General features: G+C 49.0%; 18 protein-coding genes. 15 read left to right on the top strand and 3 right to left on the bottom strand.

The window, feature by feature from the left end:
• The first annotated feature begins 166 nt into the window (after nt 1-166).
• A complete protein-coding gene (locus MH144_RS18330; protein WP_239302706.1) occupies nt 167-1,900 on the top strand; it encodes a proline--tRNA ligase in 1,734 nt (577 codons plus the stop codon).
• Nucleotides 1,901-2,522: 622 nt separating this feature from the next.
• Here MH144_RS18330 and MH144_RS18335 read toward each other — a convergent pair.
• The 3 genes from MH144_RS18335 to MH144_RS18345 form a co-directional block, all read right to left on the bottom strand.
• Nucleotides 2,523-4,337, bottom strand: coding sequence for a 5'-nucleotidase C-terminal domain-containing protein (locus MH144_RS18335; RefSeq protein WP_239302707.1), 1,815 nt, complete (start codon nt 4,335-4,337; stop codon nt 2,523-2,525).
• Between the two features lie 180 nt (nt 4,338-4,517).
• Nucleotides 4,518-4,934: an ImmA/IrrE family metallo-endopeptidase gene (locus tag MH144_RS18340; RefSeq protein ID WP_239302708.1), complete on the bottom strand. Its 417-nt coding sequence runs from the start codon at nt 4,932-4,934 to the stop codon at nt 4,518-4,520.
• Between the two features lie 42 nt (nt 4,935-4,976).
• Complete coding sequence (locus tag MH144_RS18345; RefSeq protein ID WP_239302744.1) at nt 4,977-5,423, bottom strand: helix-turn-helix domain-containing protein; 447 nt, start codon at nt 5,421-5,423, stop codon at nt 4,977-4,979.
• Between the two features lie 637 nt (nt 5,424-6,060).
• Between MH144_RS18345 and MH144_RS18350 the strand changes: the two genes are divergently transcribed.
• The 14 genes from MH144_RS18350 to MH144_RS18415 all read left to right on the top strand — a co-directional run.
• A complete protein-coding gene (locus MH144_RS18350; protein ID WP_095288928.1) occupies nt 6,061-6,543 on the top strand; it encodes an ArpU family phage packaging/lysis transcriptional regulator in 483 nt (160 codons plus the stop codon).
• A 92-nt stretch (nt 6,544-6,635) separates the two neighbouring features.
• Nucleotides 6,636-8,306 carry a GAF domain-containing sensor histidine kinase gene (locus MH144_RS18355; RefSeq protein WP_239302709.1) on the top strand — a complete coding sequence of 557 codons (1,671 nt, stop codon included), beginning with the start codon at nt 6,636-6,638 and terminating at the stop codon, nt 8,304-8,306.
• A gap of 19 nt (nt 8,307-8,325) precedes the next feature.
• Nucleotides 8,326-9,057: a response regulator gene (locus tag MH144_RS18360; RefSeq protein ID WP_275440168.1), complete on the top strand. Its 732-nt coding sequence runs from the start codon at nt 8,326-8,328 to the stop codon at nt 9,055-9,057.
• Between the two features lie 181 nt (nt 9,058-9,238).
• Nucleotides 9,239-9,814, top strand: a complete 576-nt coding sequence (locus MH144_RS18365; RefSeq protein WP_239302710.1) for an NADPH-dependent FMN reductase — start codon at nt 9,239-9,241, stop codon at nt 9,812-9,814.
• 16 nt (nt 9,815-9,830) lie between these two features.
• On the top strand, nt 9,831-10,286 hold the full coding sequence (locus MH144_RS18370; RefSeq protein ID WP_239302711.1) for a VOC family protein: 456 nt from the start codon (nt 9,831-9,833) through the stop codon (nt 10,284-10,286).
• 18 nt (nt 10,287-10,304) lie between these two features.
• The gene (locus tag MH144_RS18375; protein WP_239302712.1) at nt 10,305-10,940 is read left to right on the top strand and encodes a VOC family protein; all 636 of its coding nucleotides are present in this window, start codon (nt 10,305-10,307) and stop codon (nt 10,938-10,940) included.
• 118 nt (nt 10,941-11,058) lie between these two features.
• Nucleotides 11,059-12,009 carry a hypothetical protein gene (locus tag MH144_RS18380; RefSeq protein WP_239302713.1) on the top strand — a complete coding sequence of 317 codons (951 nt, stop codon included), beginning with the start codon at nt 11,059-11,061 and terminating at the stop codon, nt 12,007-12,009.
• Between the two features lie 419 nt (nt 12,010-12,428).
• Nucleotides 12,429-14,222, top strand: coding sequence for a DUF4127 family protein (locus tag MH144_RS18385; RefSeq protein WP_239302714.1), 1,794 nt, complete (start codon nt 12,429-12,431; stop codon nt 14,220-14,222).
• 470 nt (nt 14,223-14,692) lie between these two features.
• Complete coding sequence (locus tag MH144_RS18390; protein ID WP_239302715.1) at nt 14,693-15,649, top strand: hypothetical protein; 957 nt, start codon at nt 14,693-14,695, stop codon at nt 15,647-15,649.
• A gap of 69 nt (nt 15,650-15,718) precedes the next feature.
• Complete coding sequence (locus tag MH144_RS18395) at nt 15,719-15,919, top strand: YqzN/YkzM domain-containing protein (RefSeq protein ID WP_095288938.1); 201 nt, start codon at nt 15,719-15,721, stop codon at nt 15,917-15,919.
• Nucleotides 15,919-17,382 (top strand): phage tail sheath family protein, encoded by a 1,464-nt coding sequence (locus tag MH144_RS18400; protein WP_239302716.1) that lies wholly within the window; start codon nt 15,919-15,921, stop codon nt 17,380-17,382. Before MH144_RS18395 ends, MH144_RS18400 begins: the two co-directional genes overlap by 1 nt.
• Nucleotides 17,383-17,475: 93 nt before the next feature.
• Complete coding sequence (locus tag MH144_RS18405) at nt 17,476-17,883, top strand: phage tail tube protein (protein WP_095288940.1); 408 nt, start codon at nt 17,476-17,478, stop codon at nt 17,881-17,883.
• Nucleotides 17,884-18,048: 165 nt separating this feature from the next.
• Nucleotides 18,049-18,483, top strand: a complete 435-nt coding sequence (locus tag MH144_RS18410) for a phage tail assembly chaperone (RefSeq protein ID WP_095288941.1) — start codon at nt 18,049-18,051, stop codon at nt 18,481-18,483.
• A 171-nt stretch (nt 18,484-18,654) separates the two neighbouring features.
• A partial coding sequence (locus tag MH144_RS18415; RefSeq protein WP_239302717.1) for a hypothetical protein occupies nt 18,655-19,274 on the top strand: 620 nt, incomplete at its 3' end.

The raw sequence follows: 19,274 nt of genomic DNA on the forward strand, positions 1-19,274 counted from the left end.
GGCGTTTGTTCTGCATGCCGGGGGAACCCGTGCGTGTTAGTGAACGTAACCATGCAGTTAAATAAGGGTGGTACCACGACACATTCGTCCCTTGACGGATGTGTCTTTTTGCTGTTTATTCACTCATTTTACGAAAATGATCAGGAAGATAAGGGGTGTGGAATTGATGCGTCAAAGTGAAATGCTTGTTCCAACATTACGTGAAGCTCCAGCAGAAGCGGATGCAGCCGGACATCGCTGGCTGCTTCGTTCAGGCATGATTCGCCAGCTGGCAGCAGGAATATACAGTTATTTGCCGCTCGGACGGCGTATACTGCTCAATGTCGAGCGGATCGTTCGCGAAGAGATGGACCGTGCTGGATGTCAGGAAGTACTGCTGCCTATTATGCAGCCGGCAGAGCTGTGGGAAGAATCGGGAAGATACAGCCAGTACGGCCCTGAGCTGATGCGTTTGCAGGATCGCCACGATCGGGAGTTCGCTCTCGGACCAACCCATGAGGAAGTGGTGACTGCTCTTGTGCGTGATGAGGTGAATTCCTACAGGAAACTGCCCTTCACGTTATATCAGATTGGAACCAAGTTTCGGGATGAACGGCGTCCAAGATTCGGCTTGCTAAGAGGACGCGAATTTATCATGAAAGATGCGTACTCATTTGCTTCCGACTGGGAAGAGCTGGATCATACGTATCAGGCGATGAATAAGGCATATTCACGTATTTTGGAGCGCTGCGGTCTGGAATATATTCGTGTAGAAGCAGATGCAGGTACAATCGGCGGCCAGGGAGAAACACACGAATTCATGGCACTGGCTGATGTGGGAGAGGATACGATTGTATCCTGTAAGCAATGTGGGTATGCTGCGAATCTGGAGAAGGCTGGATACCAGACAAATGGAGTTGTGACGCAGAGTACAGCCGAATCCCGGTTCAATGCCGCGGACCAATCGCTAATCCGAATCCATACGCCCGCCATCCGCACCATTTCCGAACTCAGTTCCTACGTCGGTGAAGGACCCGAGCACATTATCAAAACACTGCTCTATCAAGCGGATGGTCAACTGATAGCTGCACTTGTTCGCGGGGATCATGAAGTAAATGATATTGCGCTCAAGCACGTATTGGGTGCAGAGGAACTCATTCTGGCTGACGAAGAAGCGCTGGCAAAACGTTCGGATTTGAAGGTCGGTTTCCTGGGGCCTGTCGGTCTGGATCTGCCAATCATCGTGGACGCGGATGTGGCTGCGATGGGAAGTGCTATTACCGGCGCGAACGAAGTCGACATGCATTTGTCGGGTGTTCGTCCGGGGGTTGATTTTACCTTGAACAAAGTAGAGCGAATTCGCTTCGCGGCTGACGGGGATAACTGCCCTACATGTGGAGCCAAGCTTGTATTCACCAAAGGCATTGAAGTAGGTCACATTTTCAAACTGGGAACCAAATATAGTGATGCCATGAACGCTTCATTTTTGGATCGAAATGGTCGTCAGTGTGCCCCGGTGATGGGATGCTACGGTATTGGAGTGTCTCGTCTAATGGCTGCCATTGCCGAGCAATATGCTGGAGAGGACGGAATAAGGTGGCCGGCAGCCGTTGCGCCTTATCAGATTCACCTGATCCCCGTAAACTGGAAAGATGAGCAGCAGCGTCAGCTTGTCCTGGAACTTGAACAACAGCTAGAGGATGCGGGATACACGGTGCTGACGGATGATCGGGATGAACGTCCCGGAGTTAAGTTCAAGGATGCAGAACTCATTGGTCTGCCTGTACAGATCGTGGTTGGCCGGGGCGCTGCAGAACGGAATGTTGAATTAGGGTCCCACACGCTTGCCAGTAAAGGGGAAGCCAAGCGGATTAGCATGAGTGTGGAAGAGGCGTTAACTCATGCCAAGGGAGTGCTCTAGATCGTAGAAAAACTCATTCGCCCGAATGATCAGTACACTGTGAATTCGTGTCGTGGAGGGACATATTCTATAGGTCCGCATATTATGCGATACTCCATTTTTGTTGTATATTTTGGAATAACGCATCAAAACAAGGCCTATAGACATATGAATTAACAGAGTTATCTGCATAATCTCGTACAAAATGACTACTCTTTACTAGCCTGTATTTTGTATATTCACCTTTTGAAAAGTATGCGTACCGTACAATAGGCTGCAGTATGCAAATACGTGCAAATATGCAATGCTTTTTAGAATATTTTGTTCGTCTGGAACATGAATAAATCGCGCAACAGTGGCAATTATGCGCATATTTTCTATAGTTCACCATTAGGGACTCAGAGAGAGTGTGTACGATAGAGTGGGTTTGTGGATTTATTTTTGCTGCAAAGGTAATTTGATCGTTTTTGCCTGTAAAACTCATAAAGGAAAGATAAATGGTTGCTTATGAAATAAGAAGCAGAAAGGGTGCTCCTTCCGCCAGATTGGCTTGAGGAACACCCTTTTTCCGTTACTGCTCCACAGTTCCATTCTGATTCAATCGATCTGTGTAGCAGGTCACACTATTCGAATATTGCTTGGCTTAAGAAGCAGCAGGCAGTTTCAGTTGTTGACCAGGATAAATCCAATGAGGATTTTTGATGCTGTTCAACTTTTGCAGCGCTTGCCAGGTTGTGTTGTATTTTTTGGAGATGGAGTACAGGGAGTCTCCGGATTTTACAACATATACTTTGGCAGGAGCTGGTTTGTTTGGTGTCGGTTTCGATGGTGTTTCTGGTTTTGGTGTTACCGGTTTTGGCGTTTCTGGCTTCGGTGTAGTTGGAGCCGGTGTCTCTGCCTCTGGAGCTTCCGGTTCAACTGCAGGTGTTTTTGCTTCCTTGATTCGGCCATCTGTTTTGATGTCCACAGCGCCAAGCTTCTGCATGTATTCAATCAGTGCTTCGTCCATTGCACCGTACATGCCGGAGATGGTGTATTTGTTGAACATGGTGTACTCGTCACCGCCAACGGCTGTGAAATCGTTCGTAGCCAGCGTATACGTAGCTTCCGGATCAAGGGCTTTGCCGTCAATCATTACAGAATGTACACGGCTGCCTTCAGCAGCTGAAGTATCGATACTGAACGTCATGCCCGACACTTGCGGGAAACCACCACTTGGTTCCGGGTAGGAGGCTACACCGTTTTCAAGGGCTGCCAGAACGTCAGAGCCTTTTACATCAAGCGTTACAACCTGATTACCAAAAGGAAGTACAGTGATAATGTCGCCTTTGGTTACGATACCTTTTTCAATGGAAGCACGGATACCGCCGCCGTTAGTAAGTGCGATATCTGCATTGCTGACGTCACGAAGGGCATCTGCGAGCAGGTCACCCAGGTTTGTCTCACCAGCACGAACTTGTTCACGTTGACCATCAAGCAGGATCGCTGTGTTGGCTACTTCTTCTTTAAGAATAGGTTCTTGCTCTTTTTGAATGGAGTTCACGAGTGCTGCTACTTTCTCATTCGGTTTAATATCTTTGGCTTCTGTTTCATCAATCAGCGTAGCTTGTTTCTTCGTTACCTTGCCACCGTCTACCCACAGATCGATGACACCTACGAAGTTGGTGTACTCTCCAGCACTCGCGATCAATGTTCCGTTGTCGGATACGAGACCATCCTGCAGGATCGTGTGGCTGTGTCCGTCGATGAATACATCAATACCCGGAACTTCTTTTACCACTTTGAAGCTAGTGTCTGTACTGGAAGCATCCTGTCCAAGGTGTCCCAGAACAACAACCACATCCACTTTGCTGCGGATTTCATTCACCAGAATTTTGGCTTCCGCAGCTGGGTCTGTAATATCAAGACCTTCAACATTCTTCGGATTCGTTTTGTACATGGTTTCAGGTGTAGTCAGTGCGATGATTCCGATTTTGACACCGTCAACCTCTTTAATAAGATAGGGATCGAAAAGACGAGTTCCGTCTTTTTTCTTCACGTTGGCACTCAGCATTGGGAAATTCATCATGTCCGCAAGCTCAACAAGGTGCTCGGAGCCGTAGTTGAATTCGTGGTTACCCGGAACAATCGCCTGGTAGCCCATTTCATTCATGACTTTGACGATACTCTCGCCGTTTACGAGTGTTGCAAAGGTCGTACCATGCACAGCATCTCCTGCATCAAGCAAAAGGGTGTTAGGATTCTCGCTGCGGTATTTGTCAGCAATCCCTGCCACTTTGGCATAGCCCATTGCAGGTGAAGCTTCAACTGCACGTGCATGCGTGTCATTCGTATGTAGAATCGTAATGTGTGTACCCGTGCCCGGAGTTGTATCCGTTGCAGCGGCCGCAATTCCTACGCTGCCAAACAGTAAGCAAGCCGTTAGCAGAAGTGAAACGTAAGTCTTCCAGATTTTCATATGAATCTGTACCCTCCCAAAAATATGATCTGCCTGAGCTCTCGCACAGCTCAAAGTGTATTTTAGCAGACTATGATTAGGAAATCTCGTGATTTACGTAAAAATAGGTAACCTGAAAGTGACATCTGATCGACTGTATGAAAAATAAAGTTAATATCCATTTGAATGAAACGTATGTTCTTATATGGAGTAAAAAAAATGCTGCGCTTCGCGCGGCAGTCCTGTCCGTAAACAGAATTTCTCCAGGGATTCATCAGGTTCCGGCATGACTCCTGAGGTCAATAATTGAATGGCAAAACGATTGGCCTGTCTTTCGAGCTTGCCGGGAGCAAAATAGGAGTGTTCCTCCAAAAAGAAACGATTGATGCCTTTGTGTAATCGGTCGTGTCCAAGTTCATGAGCACATACAAACCGCTGCCATTCCGGCGGAAGTTCGCTGTGAATGACAATAAATCTGCGGCGGAGCTTGCGGAAATACAGCCCTTTGGTAGACTTGCCCAAATGGGTGAAACGGATCTGTATTCCAATGGCTCTGGCAATGCTGAAGGGGCAGTTGGTCCGGTGTTTTCGAATCAGCTTTGTTACCATGTCATCCATATCATCTCACCTGCTGCTTCATTGTAATCAGCTTTCCATGCCTCATTGGCGGCTGTCCGGTTCATCGTTTTTCTTGCGTTTGTTCATCTGTTTGGCTTCCCAGAACAGACCGGTCAGCACATCCTTGATTCGTTTTTTGTCCTCGTTATCCAGTGGAATTCCGTCAAACATCAGATCATCTTCGTCCTCAAGCATCTTCTTGAAATCACGCCGGTCTTTGTACGTCGCCCATTCGGGAATGTCGTGAGCTTCGTTTACTGCATTTGCTGCCTCAATATACCCTGCCTGTTTCATCATGTCGGCATAGGGAACGGAGAGGGCATCTGCCAGTTTGCGGATCGTGGCGGGTTTCGGAACACCGCGGACTCCGTTTTCAATGCGTGAAATTTGCGAATTGCTGATTCCTGCTGCTTCGGCGAGCTGATTGATGCTATAGCTCTGCTGTTCCCGCAGTTGTTTCAGATAAGGACCAAAAGCGTGCTCCACAATTCATGCCAACTCCTTTTAATCGTATAAGTAACTGAATAATAGATTAAGAAATCCTATTTACACCGGGGCACTCCGCTGGCAGAACAACCTTCCGATCACTGTTATCCCCAGATTTCCTTATTCCCTTTTCTAAAGGGAGAAATCCGGTGATAAACGTGACCGCTAACGCTTCTTCAGGTTATTTCTGCCCTCTCCGTTAACGGTGAAGTGGTAACCATCTTAAGCTATAAAAATTCATCTTTATACGAGGGATCTGTAATTATCTGTACTATAACGTATATATACCATTAGGTAAAGGGAATTGAAACAATTATGCCAAAAGGTATAGAAAATAGGAGCGAGGGTTTTATTTTATCGTCAAAATGACCCAAAATGAAGGTTTACTCCAATCTCCAATAAGTGGTATCCTCAAATAGAAATACGAACAAGATACGAACATAACATTAAATTCGAACGGTTTGTATGTACTGGAAACCGGAAGCCTCAAGGTATGGAGCCCTGCGGAAGTTATTCCAAAAGGCAACGCAAGAGACCTGGACAATGGCCGTTATTCTCTAATCAGACTGTAAACACTCATAAACGAAGTGAAGCTAGCGTGTTTCGCTTTTATACCAAACCTTTAAGGAGGAGAATGAATATGGAATTATTGCTGCCTGAACTGGATCGACGCAAAACGCAAACGGCTGTGGAAGCTGCGCTGGAGAAATACCGGATTTATAAAACGATTGCCTTTGAAGAACGTGAGGTCATGGTCACGGCGAGTTACACGGAGCGTTTCCATGGGCCTACCAATGTCACAGGGGATTCAACCGCCAGAACGGCGATCTACAACGTAGATGTACAGCGTGCGCGTCAGGCGTATTGCGATACAATTGATTACATCGTGTCTCGTCTGAGTGAGAAGGAGCGGGTACTGGTTTGTGAACGGTACCTGAAAGATGATGACGTGTTTGATTACAAGGTGTACAACCATGTATTTGATCCGCCGGTGAGCAAGGATACGTATACCAAAATCAGAACTCGTGCCTTCTATAAAATGGCCCTTGCCTTATCTGATCGGGGACTGATTAATGTAGAGCCGCTGTCCATATCCCGCAAGAGCCGCCAAAAGCTCGGTTAAAACGATTGGAAGTTCATCCTTTAAACTCCTGAAATGATTGTATACAATAATGAAACAACAACACTTCGATGGAATAAAGGAGAGAAATCCGCATGCCGCAAGATTCCGGAATGCAGGAAATGTACACGCTGAAAACCATTGCGGAGACGCTGAACACGTCTAATGATCTGAGCCCCATGCTGGATACGGTAGTAGGCAAGCTGCTGGAGCTGACGGGACTTACGACAGGCTGGGTGTTTCTCATTCGTGAGGGCGGAGAATATTCATGTGTATCAGACTATAACCTGCCGCCGGCTCTGCTTCATCAAGACAAGGAGCCCATGCGCTGTGGAACATGCTGGTGTGTAAACCGTTTCCGGGATGGTAGACTCGATAATGCCGTCAACATTATTAACTGCAAACGGCTTGAGGATGCTACGGAGCATCAATGGGGAGACACGCGTGACATCACCCATCATGCAACGGTTCCGCTGCGATCGGGTGAGAAAATGATAGGATTGCTCAATGTCGCCGCACCAGGCAAAGAGCATTTTAGTGAAGGGGAGCTGGCGCTTCTGCAGGCCGTAGCCTATCAAATCGGAAGTGCCATGGAGCGCATGCGATTATACCGCGCGGAGCAGAGAAGAGCGGATCAGTATGCCAGACTGGGAGAGTTCAGCAGAGCACTGGGACTGGAACTGAACGAGTGCAGCAATGCTGACGATATGGCCAGGATGGTGGTCAAGCTGCTTGGACAGCATTACGAATGGCCATTTGTCGCCCTGATAGCTCAAAAAAGTGGAACTTTAAGCGTACAAACGGCGCATTCCAGTGACCTGGAAGACTCATTGCTAGTTAACGAGATACCGCCGGAGACGGATCGCTTACTACAACGTGTGATTCAATCACATCGCGCCGAAATATTATCAGCAGACGAGATGGTAAAATTGACTCAGGTTTGCGTCATAATGTCGCCCGTTTCCGTTATGTCTTCAGGTCTGGCTGCTGCCATACCACTCAGCCCTCCTGGGGAAACAGCCGTGCTGGTCGCACAGCTTGGTTCGGAAATGGATACTCTTCAGGCAGACCGGGAGGTGATCGATGCGGTGGCAGAACATATTACAGCCTCTTGGGAAAGTTTGAGGCTCGTGGATAAGCGTCGTGAATTAACCCGTCTGGAGGAGCGAAACCGACTGGCTCGGGATCTGCATGATTCGGTAAACCAAATCTTGTTCTCGCTCTCGTTGACCGCCAAGGGAGCAGAGAGCATGTTGTCTGGTACAGCGGAGCTGCATCCGGCGGCTGAAGCCATGAGAGATATCCGTTCATTATCCCAAGAAGCTCTGAAGGAGATGCGTGCGCTGATCATGCAGCTTCGGCCCGCAGGGCTCGAATCTGGTCTGCTAAGTGCACTTCAGGAGTATGGTACGAGCCAGGGTTTGCAGGTCGTCGTTAACAGAACCGGCATGCGCAGCCTGCCTCGCAATATAGAAGAGGGGTTATGGCGAATTGGACAGGAAGCCCTGAATAATGTACGTAAACATGCGGAGGTTACAGCGGCAGATATCACTCTCCAGTTAAGTGATACCGAAGCCGTATTCATTGTTAGGGATCGGGGAAAAGGTGGAGCCAAAAGAAAGCAACCCTTGCCTGCCCGTTCGCTGGGTCTGTCCATTATGAGAGAGCGGGCGCAATCGCTGGGAGGCAAGCTGGATCTTATAAGTTCATCCCACAAGGGAACATCGGTAAGGGTAGTTATTCCACTCCCGTCCGAATTGGGTTAATGTCAGGGGGAGACACAACATGCCGATTACGATTTTGCTCGCAGATGATCATGCCATGGTTAGACGGGGACTGCATGTGTTTTTGTCCACGCAGACGGATATGAAAGTGGTGGGCGAGGCCTCCAATGGGCAGGAGGCGATTGAACAGGCAGAGAAGCTGCAGCCCGATGTGGTGCTCATGGATCTGCATATGCCTGTGCTGGACGGGATCGAGACTGCCAGACGCCTGCGCATGCTTTTGCCTGGAATTCGCATTATTGTGCTCACGTCGTTTTCGGATCAGGATCACGTTATTCCTGCCGTGCGGGCTGGGGTCAAAGGGTATCTGATGAAGGATATTGAACCCGAGGATCTTGCCGTGGCGATAAGGAATGTGCATGCAGGACAGGCCCAGCTTCATCCTGCCGCGGCTGGTCAGTTAATGCATGTAATGGCTTCATCTGACATACAGTTAGAAGCGCAGGATACTGTACGCACAGATTCAGCAGCATACGGGAAAGTTCAGGATTATGAGAAGCTTAAGCAGCCTTTGCCAAGGGAAGAAACTTCACCGAGTCTGGATGCGCTGACCCGTCGCGAGCAAGAGGTATTGGCCCTTATTGCACAGGGACTCAGCAACAAGGAGATTGCGGTTCAGCTCGTAATAACAGAGAAAACGGTAAAAACACATGTCAGTCATCTGCTGGATAAATTGGGATTGGCCGATCGTACGCAAGCAGCCATCCATGCCGTGAAGAACGGCTGGGTCTGATCGATTCGTGCTCCTTCTCAGCCTAAAGTCGTAGAAACTCAACCGAAAGGTTGAGTTTTTTGTGCTGCAAGTTAAGTCTATCTGCTGACGATATGGAAGAAGAAGCAAGGTAAGATAGAGACAGAAGAGATGAAGGTTGATCATGGAATACCAACCAAAAAAAGGTAGGAGTGTGACATAGATGAAGATCATCGTATTGGCAGGAAGCAACCGAAAGAATGCAACCAGTACACGTTTGGGGGAATATGCGGTCGAAGTCATGCGCAACCAGGGGCATGAAGCGAGCCTGTTTGATCTGTATCAGACCCCCGTTCCATTCTACGCACCGGATGAGAAGCAGGCAGAGGATCATAACCTGGCAAAACTAAACTCACGCATGCTCGCGGCAGACGCCATTATTTTATCCACGCCAGAGTATCACGGCAGCATCAGCGGGGTGCTCAAAAATGCACTGGATCATCTGAGTCAGGCTCACTTTAGCGGCAAACCGGTCTTGTCAATCAGCTCTGCGGGAGGAGCGGTGGGGGTTAGTTCTCTTTTGCAGCTGCAGGCCATCGTTCGCAATCTGCATGGGATTAATGCACAGGAGTGGATTTCCATTGGGGGTGCGCAGCGCAGGCGGTTTGAAGCAACCTTTGACGGATATGAGGAATACGAAGGCAGCCAGGATATTGAGGACCGGATTCAGCGAGTGATTGGTTCGTTCCTGAGCCTGGCCCAGACATTAACATCTGCACGGAAATCATCCGGAAATTGAGAAAGAGGTAATGCACATGATTAAAGGCATATTTGAAACACATTTGAATGTAACGAATCTGGAGAGATCACATCATTTCTATGAACAGATTGTCGGTTTGCCACATGCTTACGGGCAGAAGGAACGCGGTAACTCGTTTTACTGGATTGGAGGAGTAGGGAATGCCATGCTGGGGCTGTGGGAAAAAGAACCGGAGCTGGTGCAGCGGCAGCATTTTGCCTTTCACGTATCGCTGGAGGACATGAAGCATGCTGTCACCTATCTGGAGGGTAAAGGGATTACGACGCACAACTTCCTTAATGATGATATCGGTGAGCTGTATGTATTCGGCTGGATGCCGGCTGTATCGGTATATTTCACGGACCCGGATGGTCATTCTCTTGAATTCATATCCATGCTTCCGGATGAAGCGAAGCCGGAGCTGGGTATGGTGCCATGGAGTACATGGGAGAAGATGCACGGACGGGCGTGATCGAGAGGAGGCAGTCAGATGCTATTTGAAGAAGTGAAGCTGCACACATCTCGTTTGGCTGAGATTAAACAGTTCTATAGGGATACACTCGGACTGAAGATTGTCGCTGACTCCGATTCTTCATTCACATTGCAGATCGGATGCACAAGAATGATATTTGTCCACAGCGAGACGGAGCATGAGCCCTTCTACCACTTTGCCTGGATGATTCCGGAAAATCGTTTTCAGGAGGCCAAAGCCTGGGCAGCGGCACGGGTAGAGCTCAGTACGCAGGACGGAGCGGATGAAACCTTTTCAGAGAATTGGAATTCCCATTCGCTCTATTTCGAGGATCCTGCTGGTAACATTCTGGAGCTGATTGCTCATCACAATACCCATCATAAGAGTGAACGCCCTTTCTCGGCGGAGGATCTGCTGCAAGTGTGCGAGGTAGGGCTTGTATCGGATGATGTATTGTCCACGGTGGGAGAATTGGAGCGAATGGGCTTAAACCAATGGGGAGCGATAAGTGGAACCTTTGCCCCGGTAGGAGACGTGAGTGGCCTGTTTATTGTGGTGAAAAAGCAACGGATCTGGTTCTTCTCGGAGCAAAAGGCACAACGATTCCCGCTCGAAGTTGTCGTACATGGTGTCGGCAGACTACAGTTTGGGTAAATGATTGAATCTGGGAAGCGAAACGGGCATATATGCACGATTTGATTCATTTTATAGAAGTAAACACCATGTAAACATGGTGTTATGAAGTTAATTTCGGTGAAGGAGTGATGACGTTATGGATCGACGTTTGTTGGAAGAGGGTCTGAGGGTCATCGTTTCGAGTCGGGAGCGTACAGGTGACCTGTGGCATGCCCACTATGGAGCAGGAGCGATTGCTGCTTATTTCTGGGTTCGGGAAAATCGTCTGTCGTCCCTTGCGGCGGGAAGTGTTACCGCAGAGGCGAAAGCCATGCTTCGCAAGCATGGAGTGGATCAGGAGCCGCAATCTGCCCGTGGTGAAATACTCGAACGGGAAGAAGCCGAGGCGCGGATCACAGAAGCGCTGGATCGTACGATTGGAGAACTTCACTGGGTTGGACACCAGGCAATCTATGGCGCCCTTACGCTGAAAGCCATTCGCGAGCTGGATGGCTGGGGCACAGAGCAGGATATCGAACGGATGGTGGAGCTGATCGATTCGTTTGAGAAGACCATACCGGGAAGATCGTGGCTGAACACAACGATTAAGGAAATCCGCAGTCTGCAGATAGATGATACCGATGATTTTCCTCGAATTGATGGACCGGAGCAGCTGTCCCGGTTGATTCTGGATGAGCTGGGAGCGTTCCCAGCGATCTATCAGGCCGAGTCCCATCATGATCTGATCGGTCATATGCTGACCTACGGCCATGCACTCAATATCTTGCATGAGCTGGGTTATCCGGCACTGTTCCACAAAGGAATTCCACCGTTCCTGACGATGATAAAGGCCCTACGATTAAGCCGGGAAGCGGTACGTGAAGATGGACAGTGGACATTGCAATCTCCGGTCGACGTGCTGCCGCTGGTTCCTGCCGAACGTTCGACGGCTCTGCCGCACGAGCTGGAATATTGGCTCACCGATCGTCGCTCCCGCGATTGGAACGCAGGCCATGTGTTCAAATTTCCGTTCAGCTTCTATCATCATACAAGAAACGGCAATTCGTTCCCGGAGAGCTGGGAGAATTTCCGGTACATTATTGCTTAAAAATAGAATGTTAAGGCAATCGCTCAGGGCATTTAAGAATGCATGTTATGCGATAACAAACATATAAATGATGAAGAGCACTGCCTAAAATGGCTGGTGCTCTTTTTTGGTTTTAACAAGATCAGAGCTCAAGGATAAACAGGATAAGCCTTATGATCGTAACAGAGATCACTTGGAACCGACTTTTTACCTCCCGGAGGGCGACAACAATCAGACGGAAACCGTACCTTTCACCGTCAGCAGAGCCGGAAAAAGGGTGTAATATTGTATTATCGGATTAGCAGCAAGGGACACAGCCGATAGCAAATACGCTAATGTACAGCCGGCCTGGGGGCCGGTTTTTTGATGCGGTGATGGTGAGCCTGCTCTAATCGGGTACTTATGTAAGACAGAATTTAATAAACAGGAGGTTACATGATATGAAAACCGTATTGTATGTTCCACTGGATGACCGCCCGGCTAACCTGGATGACGTCATTGTTCAAGGGAAGGCAGCAGGCATCCATATCGTTACGCCGAACCTGGGTGATATTCAAAACCGACTCGATTCGGAAAAAATGACAGAAGGCACAACACTGCTTGGCACATCTGCACCTACGTATGGTATTCCGACCAACATTTATACGTTTATTCTGCAGCATGCTGCCCAAGTCGATGGATTCATTATCTCATCTGATATGCTCGCCTATGGCGGTCTGATTGGCAGTCGTCAGCTACGGGAAGACGGAGGAGACGCTTATCCGGACTACGATGAAGAAACGACGCGTCTGCTCAATGTGATTCAAGTCATCAAGGAGAAATATCCACGCAAACCGGTATATGTCATGGATACGGTAATGCGTCTGGCGACCACTTCATTTGCAGACGGCCTTGCGCTCGACGCCTACAACGAGTCCCGTGCACTCATGCAGCAGCCGCGTCAGGCCTATACCGAGTTTGAGGACATTATTAACGGCTACAACCTGTCGCCAGATGGTGTGGAGTATGGTGAAACGACTTTCTTCAAAAAAGAGCAGTACTACAACACCAGACAGCACAAGTTCAAAACAAACCTGTACATTCTGGATCAGTTGGCCCGCAAAGGATACATTGATTTCCTTGCTGTAGGTGTCGACGATGCGAATACACAGGGGGTTCAGATTAACGAGATTAACTATGTTGAAGCACGAATTAACGAATGGCTGGGGGGAACTGACGGACAAAATCCCGAACGGGCCATCATCCTTCCGGATGCGGACGGTCTCGGTCATGCCCTTGTGGCGCGGATGGCGAATCAGCTGCTGCGAGGCGGCGCAAAAACACGTTACGCTGTGAATTATTACGGCCCTCACGGCTCCACAATTATTAATACCTATGAGTATATGGACGTTCACGAAAATGTAGCTCGCCATATTGATATTGTAGGCGGGGTGCTGGTAGCGGATGCGGCTTACCCAGGAGATGCTGAGGGAGCTACTTCGCTTGACATGTCCTCGGAACTGGATCGCATGACCAACAGGCCATCAGGAAAGCTGGGACCAAAACCAGGTGTGGATATCGAGATTATTGCGATTACGGCGCTGGATCAGGTCCAAGCCGCGGTTGAACGGCTGACGAGCATTAGTGAGCAAGGATTGCCGGCGGTGCTGATTGATTTTGTCGGAAAAGGACCAGCGAATGTGGATGTAGCGGAAGCCCTGCTGAACAGTCCATATACCGGCCGGGTACTTGGTTACAGCGCTTGGAATACACCGGGGAACAAGATTGGCCTTGCCGTAGGCATGGGACAATCCCGATATGCTTTTGTCACCACAGAAAAGCGCGCTTCTGCTCTTCACGAAGCTGTGGATGCGCATGGATCATTGCTGTTCAAACGGTTCCTGAAAGATTACTACTATAAAGCTGTAGCGATCGCGGATATCCGCACGTACTCCAGAGCACACGCGCTCTATACCAATGTGGCTACCCTTGCGGACCAGAATATGGTGCTGTTCAATTCCGAGGAAGATTATGCTCACCTGCAGACGCTGCTTCGGGATCTGATGCAGACGTACACCGCGGGTCTCGCAAGCAAAACGGCCTTTGCTCAAGGTAATGTGGCGATAAACCAGATCCGCGACTGCGATGTGTTGTATGCGCAATATTGCCATGCTGCACTCGACTATGCCAATCCGGATTTCATCTGGGGACGTGCATTTGAAATTACATTGAGTCCGCAAGTTACGTTGAAATAATGTGAACCTATAAACTTTACACTAGACCACTACGATTGCAGAATCATCTTACGATCACTGTTATCCCCGGCTTTTTGTGATTCCCTTCTCTAAAGGGAAAAATCCGGTGATAAACGCGACCGCTCTGCTTCTCCAGACTGATTCTGCACTCTTCGTTCTCGTGTAAATGCTTCAGTTCATCTTATTGTGAGAAACGTGGACTCGTCTTTTTTCCACCCCAGACACTCCCTAAACTACACGGAAGTCATCCGATTCGCCGTCCGCGCTAGGGAGAAAAGGGTGTAAGATTATATTATCGGATCAATCGCAAACGGACACACACCGAAAGCTCATACGCTTATGTACAGACCGGCCAAGAGGCCGGTCTTTTTGATGCGGTGATTCGTGTCCGGCATTGATCTCGGTAGTTATCATTTACTCAGTCACTGAGAACAAGGGGGAGTACGGCACTGCCGCATGGCCGCTGCATCATGCGAGCAGATGACAGACTTGCAGCTGAAGGGGGCGAAATGAATGTGTCTATCCAAAGTGAAACAAACACTGCAGCCACAGGGGCAAACCAAATGAGTGTGGCTGTGAGACAGACGCTGAAGCAAAAGCTTGCAGCACTCGTTCCGGCATGGGAAGGCCGGGTGCTGGATGTGCCTGCACAGGGTGAGGTTCTGACAGTGCCTTGTGCGGTCGTTGCTTTCGCTGAAGAAGTACCCAAGTCTGCTTGGGCGGGGTACCGACGAATTATTAAAATCTCTCCGTACGTTCGCCCGGAAGATGGAGGAGCAGAACAGCTGGAAACCTGGTCCGCGGAGCTGGTAAAAGGACTTCATCAGGTTAGGCTGGAGGATGAGAAGGGTGCAGCGTTTACCTGTATCTATTTCGGTTCATCCGACTGCGACCGGGTGGACGCCGGATCAGGCATGATGACGCGAAGTCTGCGGTTCGGGATGTATATTCCTGAATCAACCGATGACCATACTGCTCCAGGTACACCGGATCTCTGGATGGCTGCGCTTCAAGACTGGACACAGTCAGCGCTCGGTTCCGAATGGTCCGTGTATGGCGAAGTTTGGCCTGGAGGTTATGAGACGCCTTCTGTGCTATGGCGATTGACGGGTTACAGTTCAGCTGCAGCGGGCACTTCGGCGCTGGAGATGCGAAAGCAGTGGACGGGACATGTTGTGGCTGCAAGTGAGGGAGTCACCCGTCATACCGTTACACGTCTGGTTGAACAACTGGCTGTACAGACCCGTATTGCTCTGGCGAATACAGAGGATACCCGGTACCTGACGGTGGAGGAGGTTTCAGCTGATTTGCAGGCAGGTGCCTACTTGAACGGGCAGATCCATCTGACGCTGCAGCAGCGATCTCGTCGTCCGGGGACGGATGTGCCATTGATCCGCGAGATTCATCACAGTAAGGGAATCGAATAGTCATGAATGGCAAGGAACCATCCCTAGGGTGGAAAAGAATGTGTAATTTAAAGATGAGGTGAAGTGGCAATGGCAAGCACCGTGAAAAAAAGCAAGCCGGCAGACCCGCAATATACGCGGGCGGAACTGATGAATCATGCGGAAGCCCTCTTTGCCGTTAAGGCAGAGGTGCTGCATGGTGCGCTGTACGAAGCAGCGCAGCAGACGTTTTCCATTGAGGAAACACAAGTAAGAATCAACCAATTTATGAAAGCGAAGGTGAAGGGATAATGGCAGGCGGAACATGGGAGCAAACGAATCGTCCGGTCCTTCCGGGCTTATATATGAATTTTCAGGCGGCAGCATCTTCAGCCATTCAGGCGGGCAATCGGGGAACGGTTGTCATTCCGGTCAAGGCGAACTGGGGTCCAGTGGGAACCTTTGTGGAAGTCGGAAGCGAAGCGGCGATTGAACGTATTTTCTCCGCACATGCGCTGGAAAATGGGACAGCCTATACGTCCTTGAAGCTCGCTCTGCTGGGTGGTCCTAAGAAGTTGCTCGCCTATCGGGTAGCAGGAGCCACGGCAAAAGCAGCCAGTCTAACGATGAAAGACAGCAGCGATGCGGACGTACTACAGCTGGATGCCAAGTATCCGGGAGATCGTGCGAACGGATTCTATGTCACCATTCAGCCGGGTGTAATTGATAATACGAAGCATGAAGTGCGTCTGTTTGAAGGGAACCGGATGCTGTATGCACTCCTGACCGCAGATATCTCGGCAGTATCTCTAGCCAAACAGATCAATGAGGATGAGCGCAATGAGTGGGTAACGGCTCAAGCGATTGGTGATGGTACGGGTGTGGTTGCGACCGTGTCGGGTGCGGCTTTCAAAGGTGGTTCCAGCGGTAACGATGATCTGACCAACGCGGAATATATTGCGGTTCAGGGTGCACTGGAAGGCGAGCAATTCGACGTATTGGCACTGGATCATGCGGCCGATGCGCCTATGTTGGCAAGCTTCGCGGCCTGGGTAAAGCGTGTGCGTAGCGAAGGAAAACCGGTGATGGCCGTATTTGGCGGTTCGATCGCAGATGATACATCTGCAACCGCTGCACAGAAGGCAGCCGCCCGTTCACTGACATTGAATCACGAAGGTGTGATCAATGTGGGTACCGGTGTGCGTCTAGGGGATGCGTACTACAGTTCGGCGGAAACATCCGCTTATGTCGCGGGTCTCATCGCTGGACAACGTCTGAATGAATCCACAACGTATGCACCTACTCCGTTCGATGACGTCACTCGTCGCTGGACTCGTGCGGAACAGGAGCAGGCAGTACAGAATGGCGTATTTATTTTCTTCCATGATGGCCGCCAGGTGAAGGCGCTTCGCGGTGTAAACACACTCGTGACTCCTGCTGCCGGACAAAATAACGCATGGAAAAAAATCCGTTCCATTCGTGTGATGGATGCGATTAACACAGACTTGCAGCGTTCTGCGGAAGATACGTATATCGGGAAAGTAAACAATACCGAGGAGGGTCGCCAGGCGCTGATCGGTGCAATGAAGACCTATCTTGCGCTGCTCGCACAGAGTAATGTGATTGAGGCTGAGGGATATGATGTCATTCTCGACCCAGCCTATTATGGTGCAGCCCCGATCCTGAAACCGGAGGCTGATCAGGTATTCCTGCAATGGAATGTGAAGCTGACCGATGTGATGGAGCAGTTGTTTGGTACATTTTACGTGCAATAAGTAGTGTAGAAGAGCAGGGCGAGAGCTTTGCTTAGTTTAGTTATGAGTTAAATTTGTTTTTTCATTTGAAAAGATCCCAAGGAGGAATTGTACATGTTGGATGCATCAAGAGTTATTCTCGGTACCCATGGTCAGCTGCATATGGATGGGGTGTGGCAGACGAATATTAACAAGCTGGAAGCCAGTGTGGAGATTGAAAAACGTGAGCTGAATCTGGTCGGCAATGACTGGAAAGTTCACAAAAATGGTGCGAAAAAAGGAACAGGCACCATGACAGGTTACAAGGTTACTTCCGACATGATCCAGCGCGGGTTCACCAAGTTCCAAATCATCTCAAAGCTGGACGATCCAGAATCGTATGGACACGAGAGTGTTCTGCTGAAGGGCTGCATGGTGGACAAAATCCAGCTCGCAAACTGGACAGCGGGTGAGGAAGTACCGGAGGAAACGGGCTTTACGTTTGAAGGGTTTGAATTGTTGAATCCGATTGTTGCCAACTAAGATTTGGACAGAATCTATAATGAAATTTGTCTGATCGAGCAGATGAGCAAGTTAACTTTACAAGATAGGGACACACATCCAGGCTGAGAGAATCTCAGTCTATTTGTTGTCCCTAATTGTTGAGATGAGTTACCCAATTGTGAAATGAGAAGGAGATTGCGCTTTATGAGTATGAATGAAAATATGTCCGAAGAACAGATTTTGGATCAGCTGTTTGAAGCGGCAGAACGTTTGCCGGAAGAGAATGTGCGCATTCAGCGCCTGGATCTGCTGTTGACCCTGCGTGGACTGACCTCCTCCAAAGTGGATCAGATCCGCGAACGCTGTACCATCCGAAAAACGACCAAGGGCCGTACCGAGGAGAAGGTAGATACAGAAACCTTTAACGCACTGCTGATCTCCGAAGCCACGGTGAAAATGAATGTCCGCGGTCTGGAACTGTCCGGATGGGGAGATAACCGTATCACAGGCCGCATGAAGCTGTCTGGTGGAGAACAGGCAGTTCGCCGCATGCTGCTTGCGGGTGAACTGGATGCCGTAGGCGACAAGGTGCTGGAGCTATCCGGCTTCGGTGTGGAGATTGAAGACCTAAAAAACTGATTCACTCCGGCGGGATGACCACGTTCCTGTATCACATGTGGGTTCGTCACCATCTTCGTCCCGGAGAGTTTTGGGCTTTACCACGAGGCGAACGCTCGCTGTTGATTGCGTTCTCGGAAGAGGAATTAGAAGGTGCTCTAGAAGAATAAAGGCCAATGGAGGTGATCTAGTTTGTTTGAAAATATAGTTAGTGATGGTATTAAATCATTTAGCAGGTTGAGGAATTATATGGGGAAATCCAATAAAAAGAAAGTTTTTAGCTCACCTGCTATAAGTACAATTCATAAAATTGTTTCTAAGAATACGAAATTTAAAAATGATAATACAATGAGTAAAATTAATAAATCTAATTTTATAAAAAAAAATAAAAATTTAGTCAAACTTATTAAAGGAACAGGTTTATTAATAGCTACTGCGGCAAATCAAAAAAGTTATTATAATGGATATAATTGGAATAAAAAAGCTAAAAACAAAGACTCATGGATTGAAAACAATGCAAAGTGGCTGTGGAAGAAGGGGGTATCGGTAAAGGATGCTGCATTCTCCGGGATAGGCAACAATGCAAAGTGGCTGTGGAAGAAGGGGGTATCGGTTAAAGATGCTGTATTCTCCGGGATAGGCAACAATGCAAAGTGGCTGTGGAAGAAGGGGGTATCGGTAAAGGATGCTACATTCTCCGGGATAGGCAACAATGCAAAGTGGCTGTGGAAGAAGGGGGTATCGGTAAAGGATGCTGCATTCTCCGGGATAGGCAACAATGCAAAGTGGCTGTGGAAGAAGGGGGTATCGGT

Origin of the sequence: Paenibacillus sp. ACRRY, from assembly GCF_022346995.1 — a bacterium.
Taxonomy (GTDB): domain Bacteria; phylum Bacillota; class Bacilli; order Paenibacillales; family Paenibacillaceae; genus Paenibacillus.

Coding starts and splice junctions, on each gene's coding strand:
- MH144_RS18330 (WP_239302706.1), top strand. CDS start 167: ATGCGTCAAAGTGAAATGCTTGTTCCAACATTACGTGAAGCTCCAGCA.
- MH144_RS18335 (WP_239302707.1), bottom strand. CDS start 4,337: ATGAAAATCTGGAAGACTTACGTTTCACTTCTGCTAACGGCTTGCTTA.
- MH144_RS18340 (WP_239302708.1), bottom strand. CDS start 4,934: ATGGATGACATGGTAACAAAGCTGATTCGAAAACACCGGACCAACTGC.
- MH144_RS18350 (WP_095288928.1), top strand. CDS start 6,061: ATGGAATTATTGCTGCCTGAACTGGATCGACGCAAAACGCAAACGGCT.
- MH144_RS18355 (WP_239302709.1), top strand. CDS start 6,636: ATGCCGCAAGATTCCGGAATGCAGGAAATGTACACGCTGAAAACCATT.
- MH144_RS18360 (WP_275440168.1), top strand. CDS start 8,326: ATGCCGATTACGATTTTGCTCGCAGATGATCATGCCATGGTTAGACGG.
- MH144_RS18365 (WP_239302710.1), top strand. CDS start 9,239: ATGAAGATCATCGTATTGGCAGGAAGCAACCGAAAGAATGCAACCAGT.
- MH144_RS18370 (WP_239302711.1), top strand. CDS start 9,831: ATGATTAAAGGCATATTTGAAACACATTTGAATGTAACGAATCTGGAG.
- MH144_RS18375 (WP_239302712.1), top strand. CDS start 10,305: ATGCTATTTGAAGAAGTGAAGCTGCACACATCTCGTTTGGCTGAGATT.
- MH144_RS18380 (WP_239302713.1), top strand. CDS start 11,059: ATGGATCGACGTTTGTTGGAAGAGGGTCTGAGGGTCATCGTTTCGAGT.
- MH144_RS18385 (WP_239302714.1), top strand. CDS start 12,429: ATGAAAACCGTATTGTATGTTCCACTGGATGACCGCCCGGCTAACCTG.
- MH144_RS18390 (WP_239302715.1), top strand. CDS start 14,693: ATGCGAGCAGATGACAGACTTGCAGCTGAAGGGGGCGAAATGAATGTG.
- MH144_RS18395 (WP_095288938.1), top strand. CDS start 15,719: ATGGCAAGCACCGTGAAAAAAAGCAAGCCGGCAGACCCGCAATATACG.
- MH144_RS18400 (WP_239302716.1), top strand. CDS start 15,919: ATGGCAGGCGGAACATGGGAGCAAACGAATCGTCCGGTCCTTCCGGGC.
- MH144_RS18405 (WP_095288940.1), top strand. CDS start 17,476: ATGTTGGATGCATCAAGAGTTATTCTCGGTACCCATGGTCAGCTGCAT.
- MH144_RS18410 (WP_095288941.1), top strand. CDS start 18,049: ATGAGTATGAATGAAAATATGTCCGAAGAACAGATTTTGGATCAGCTG.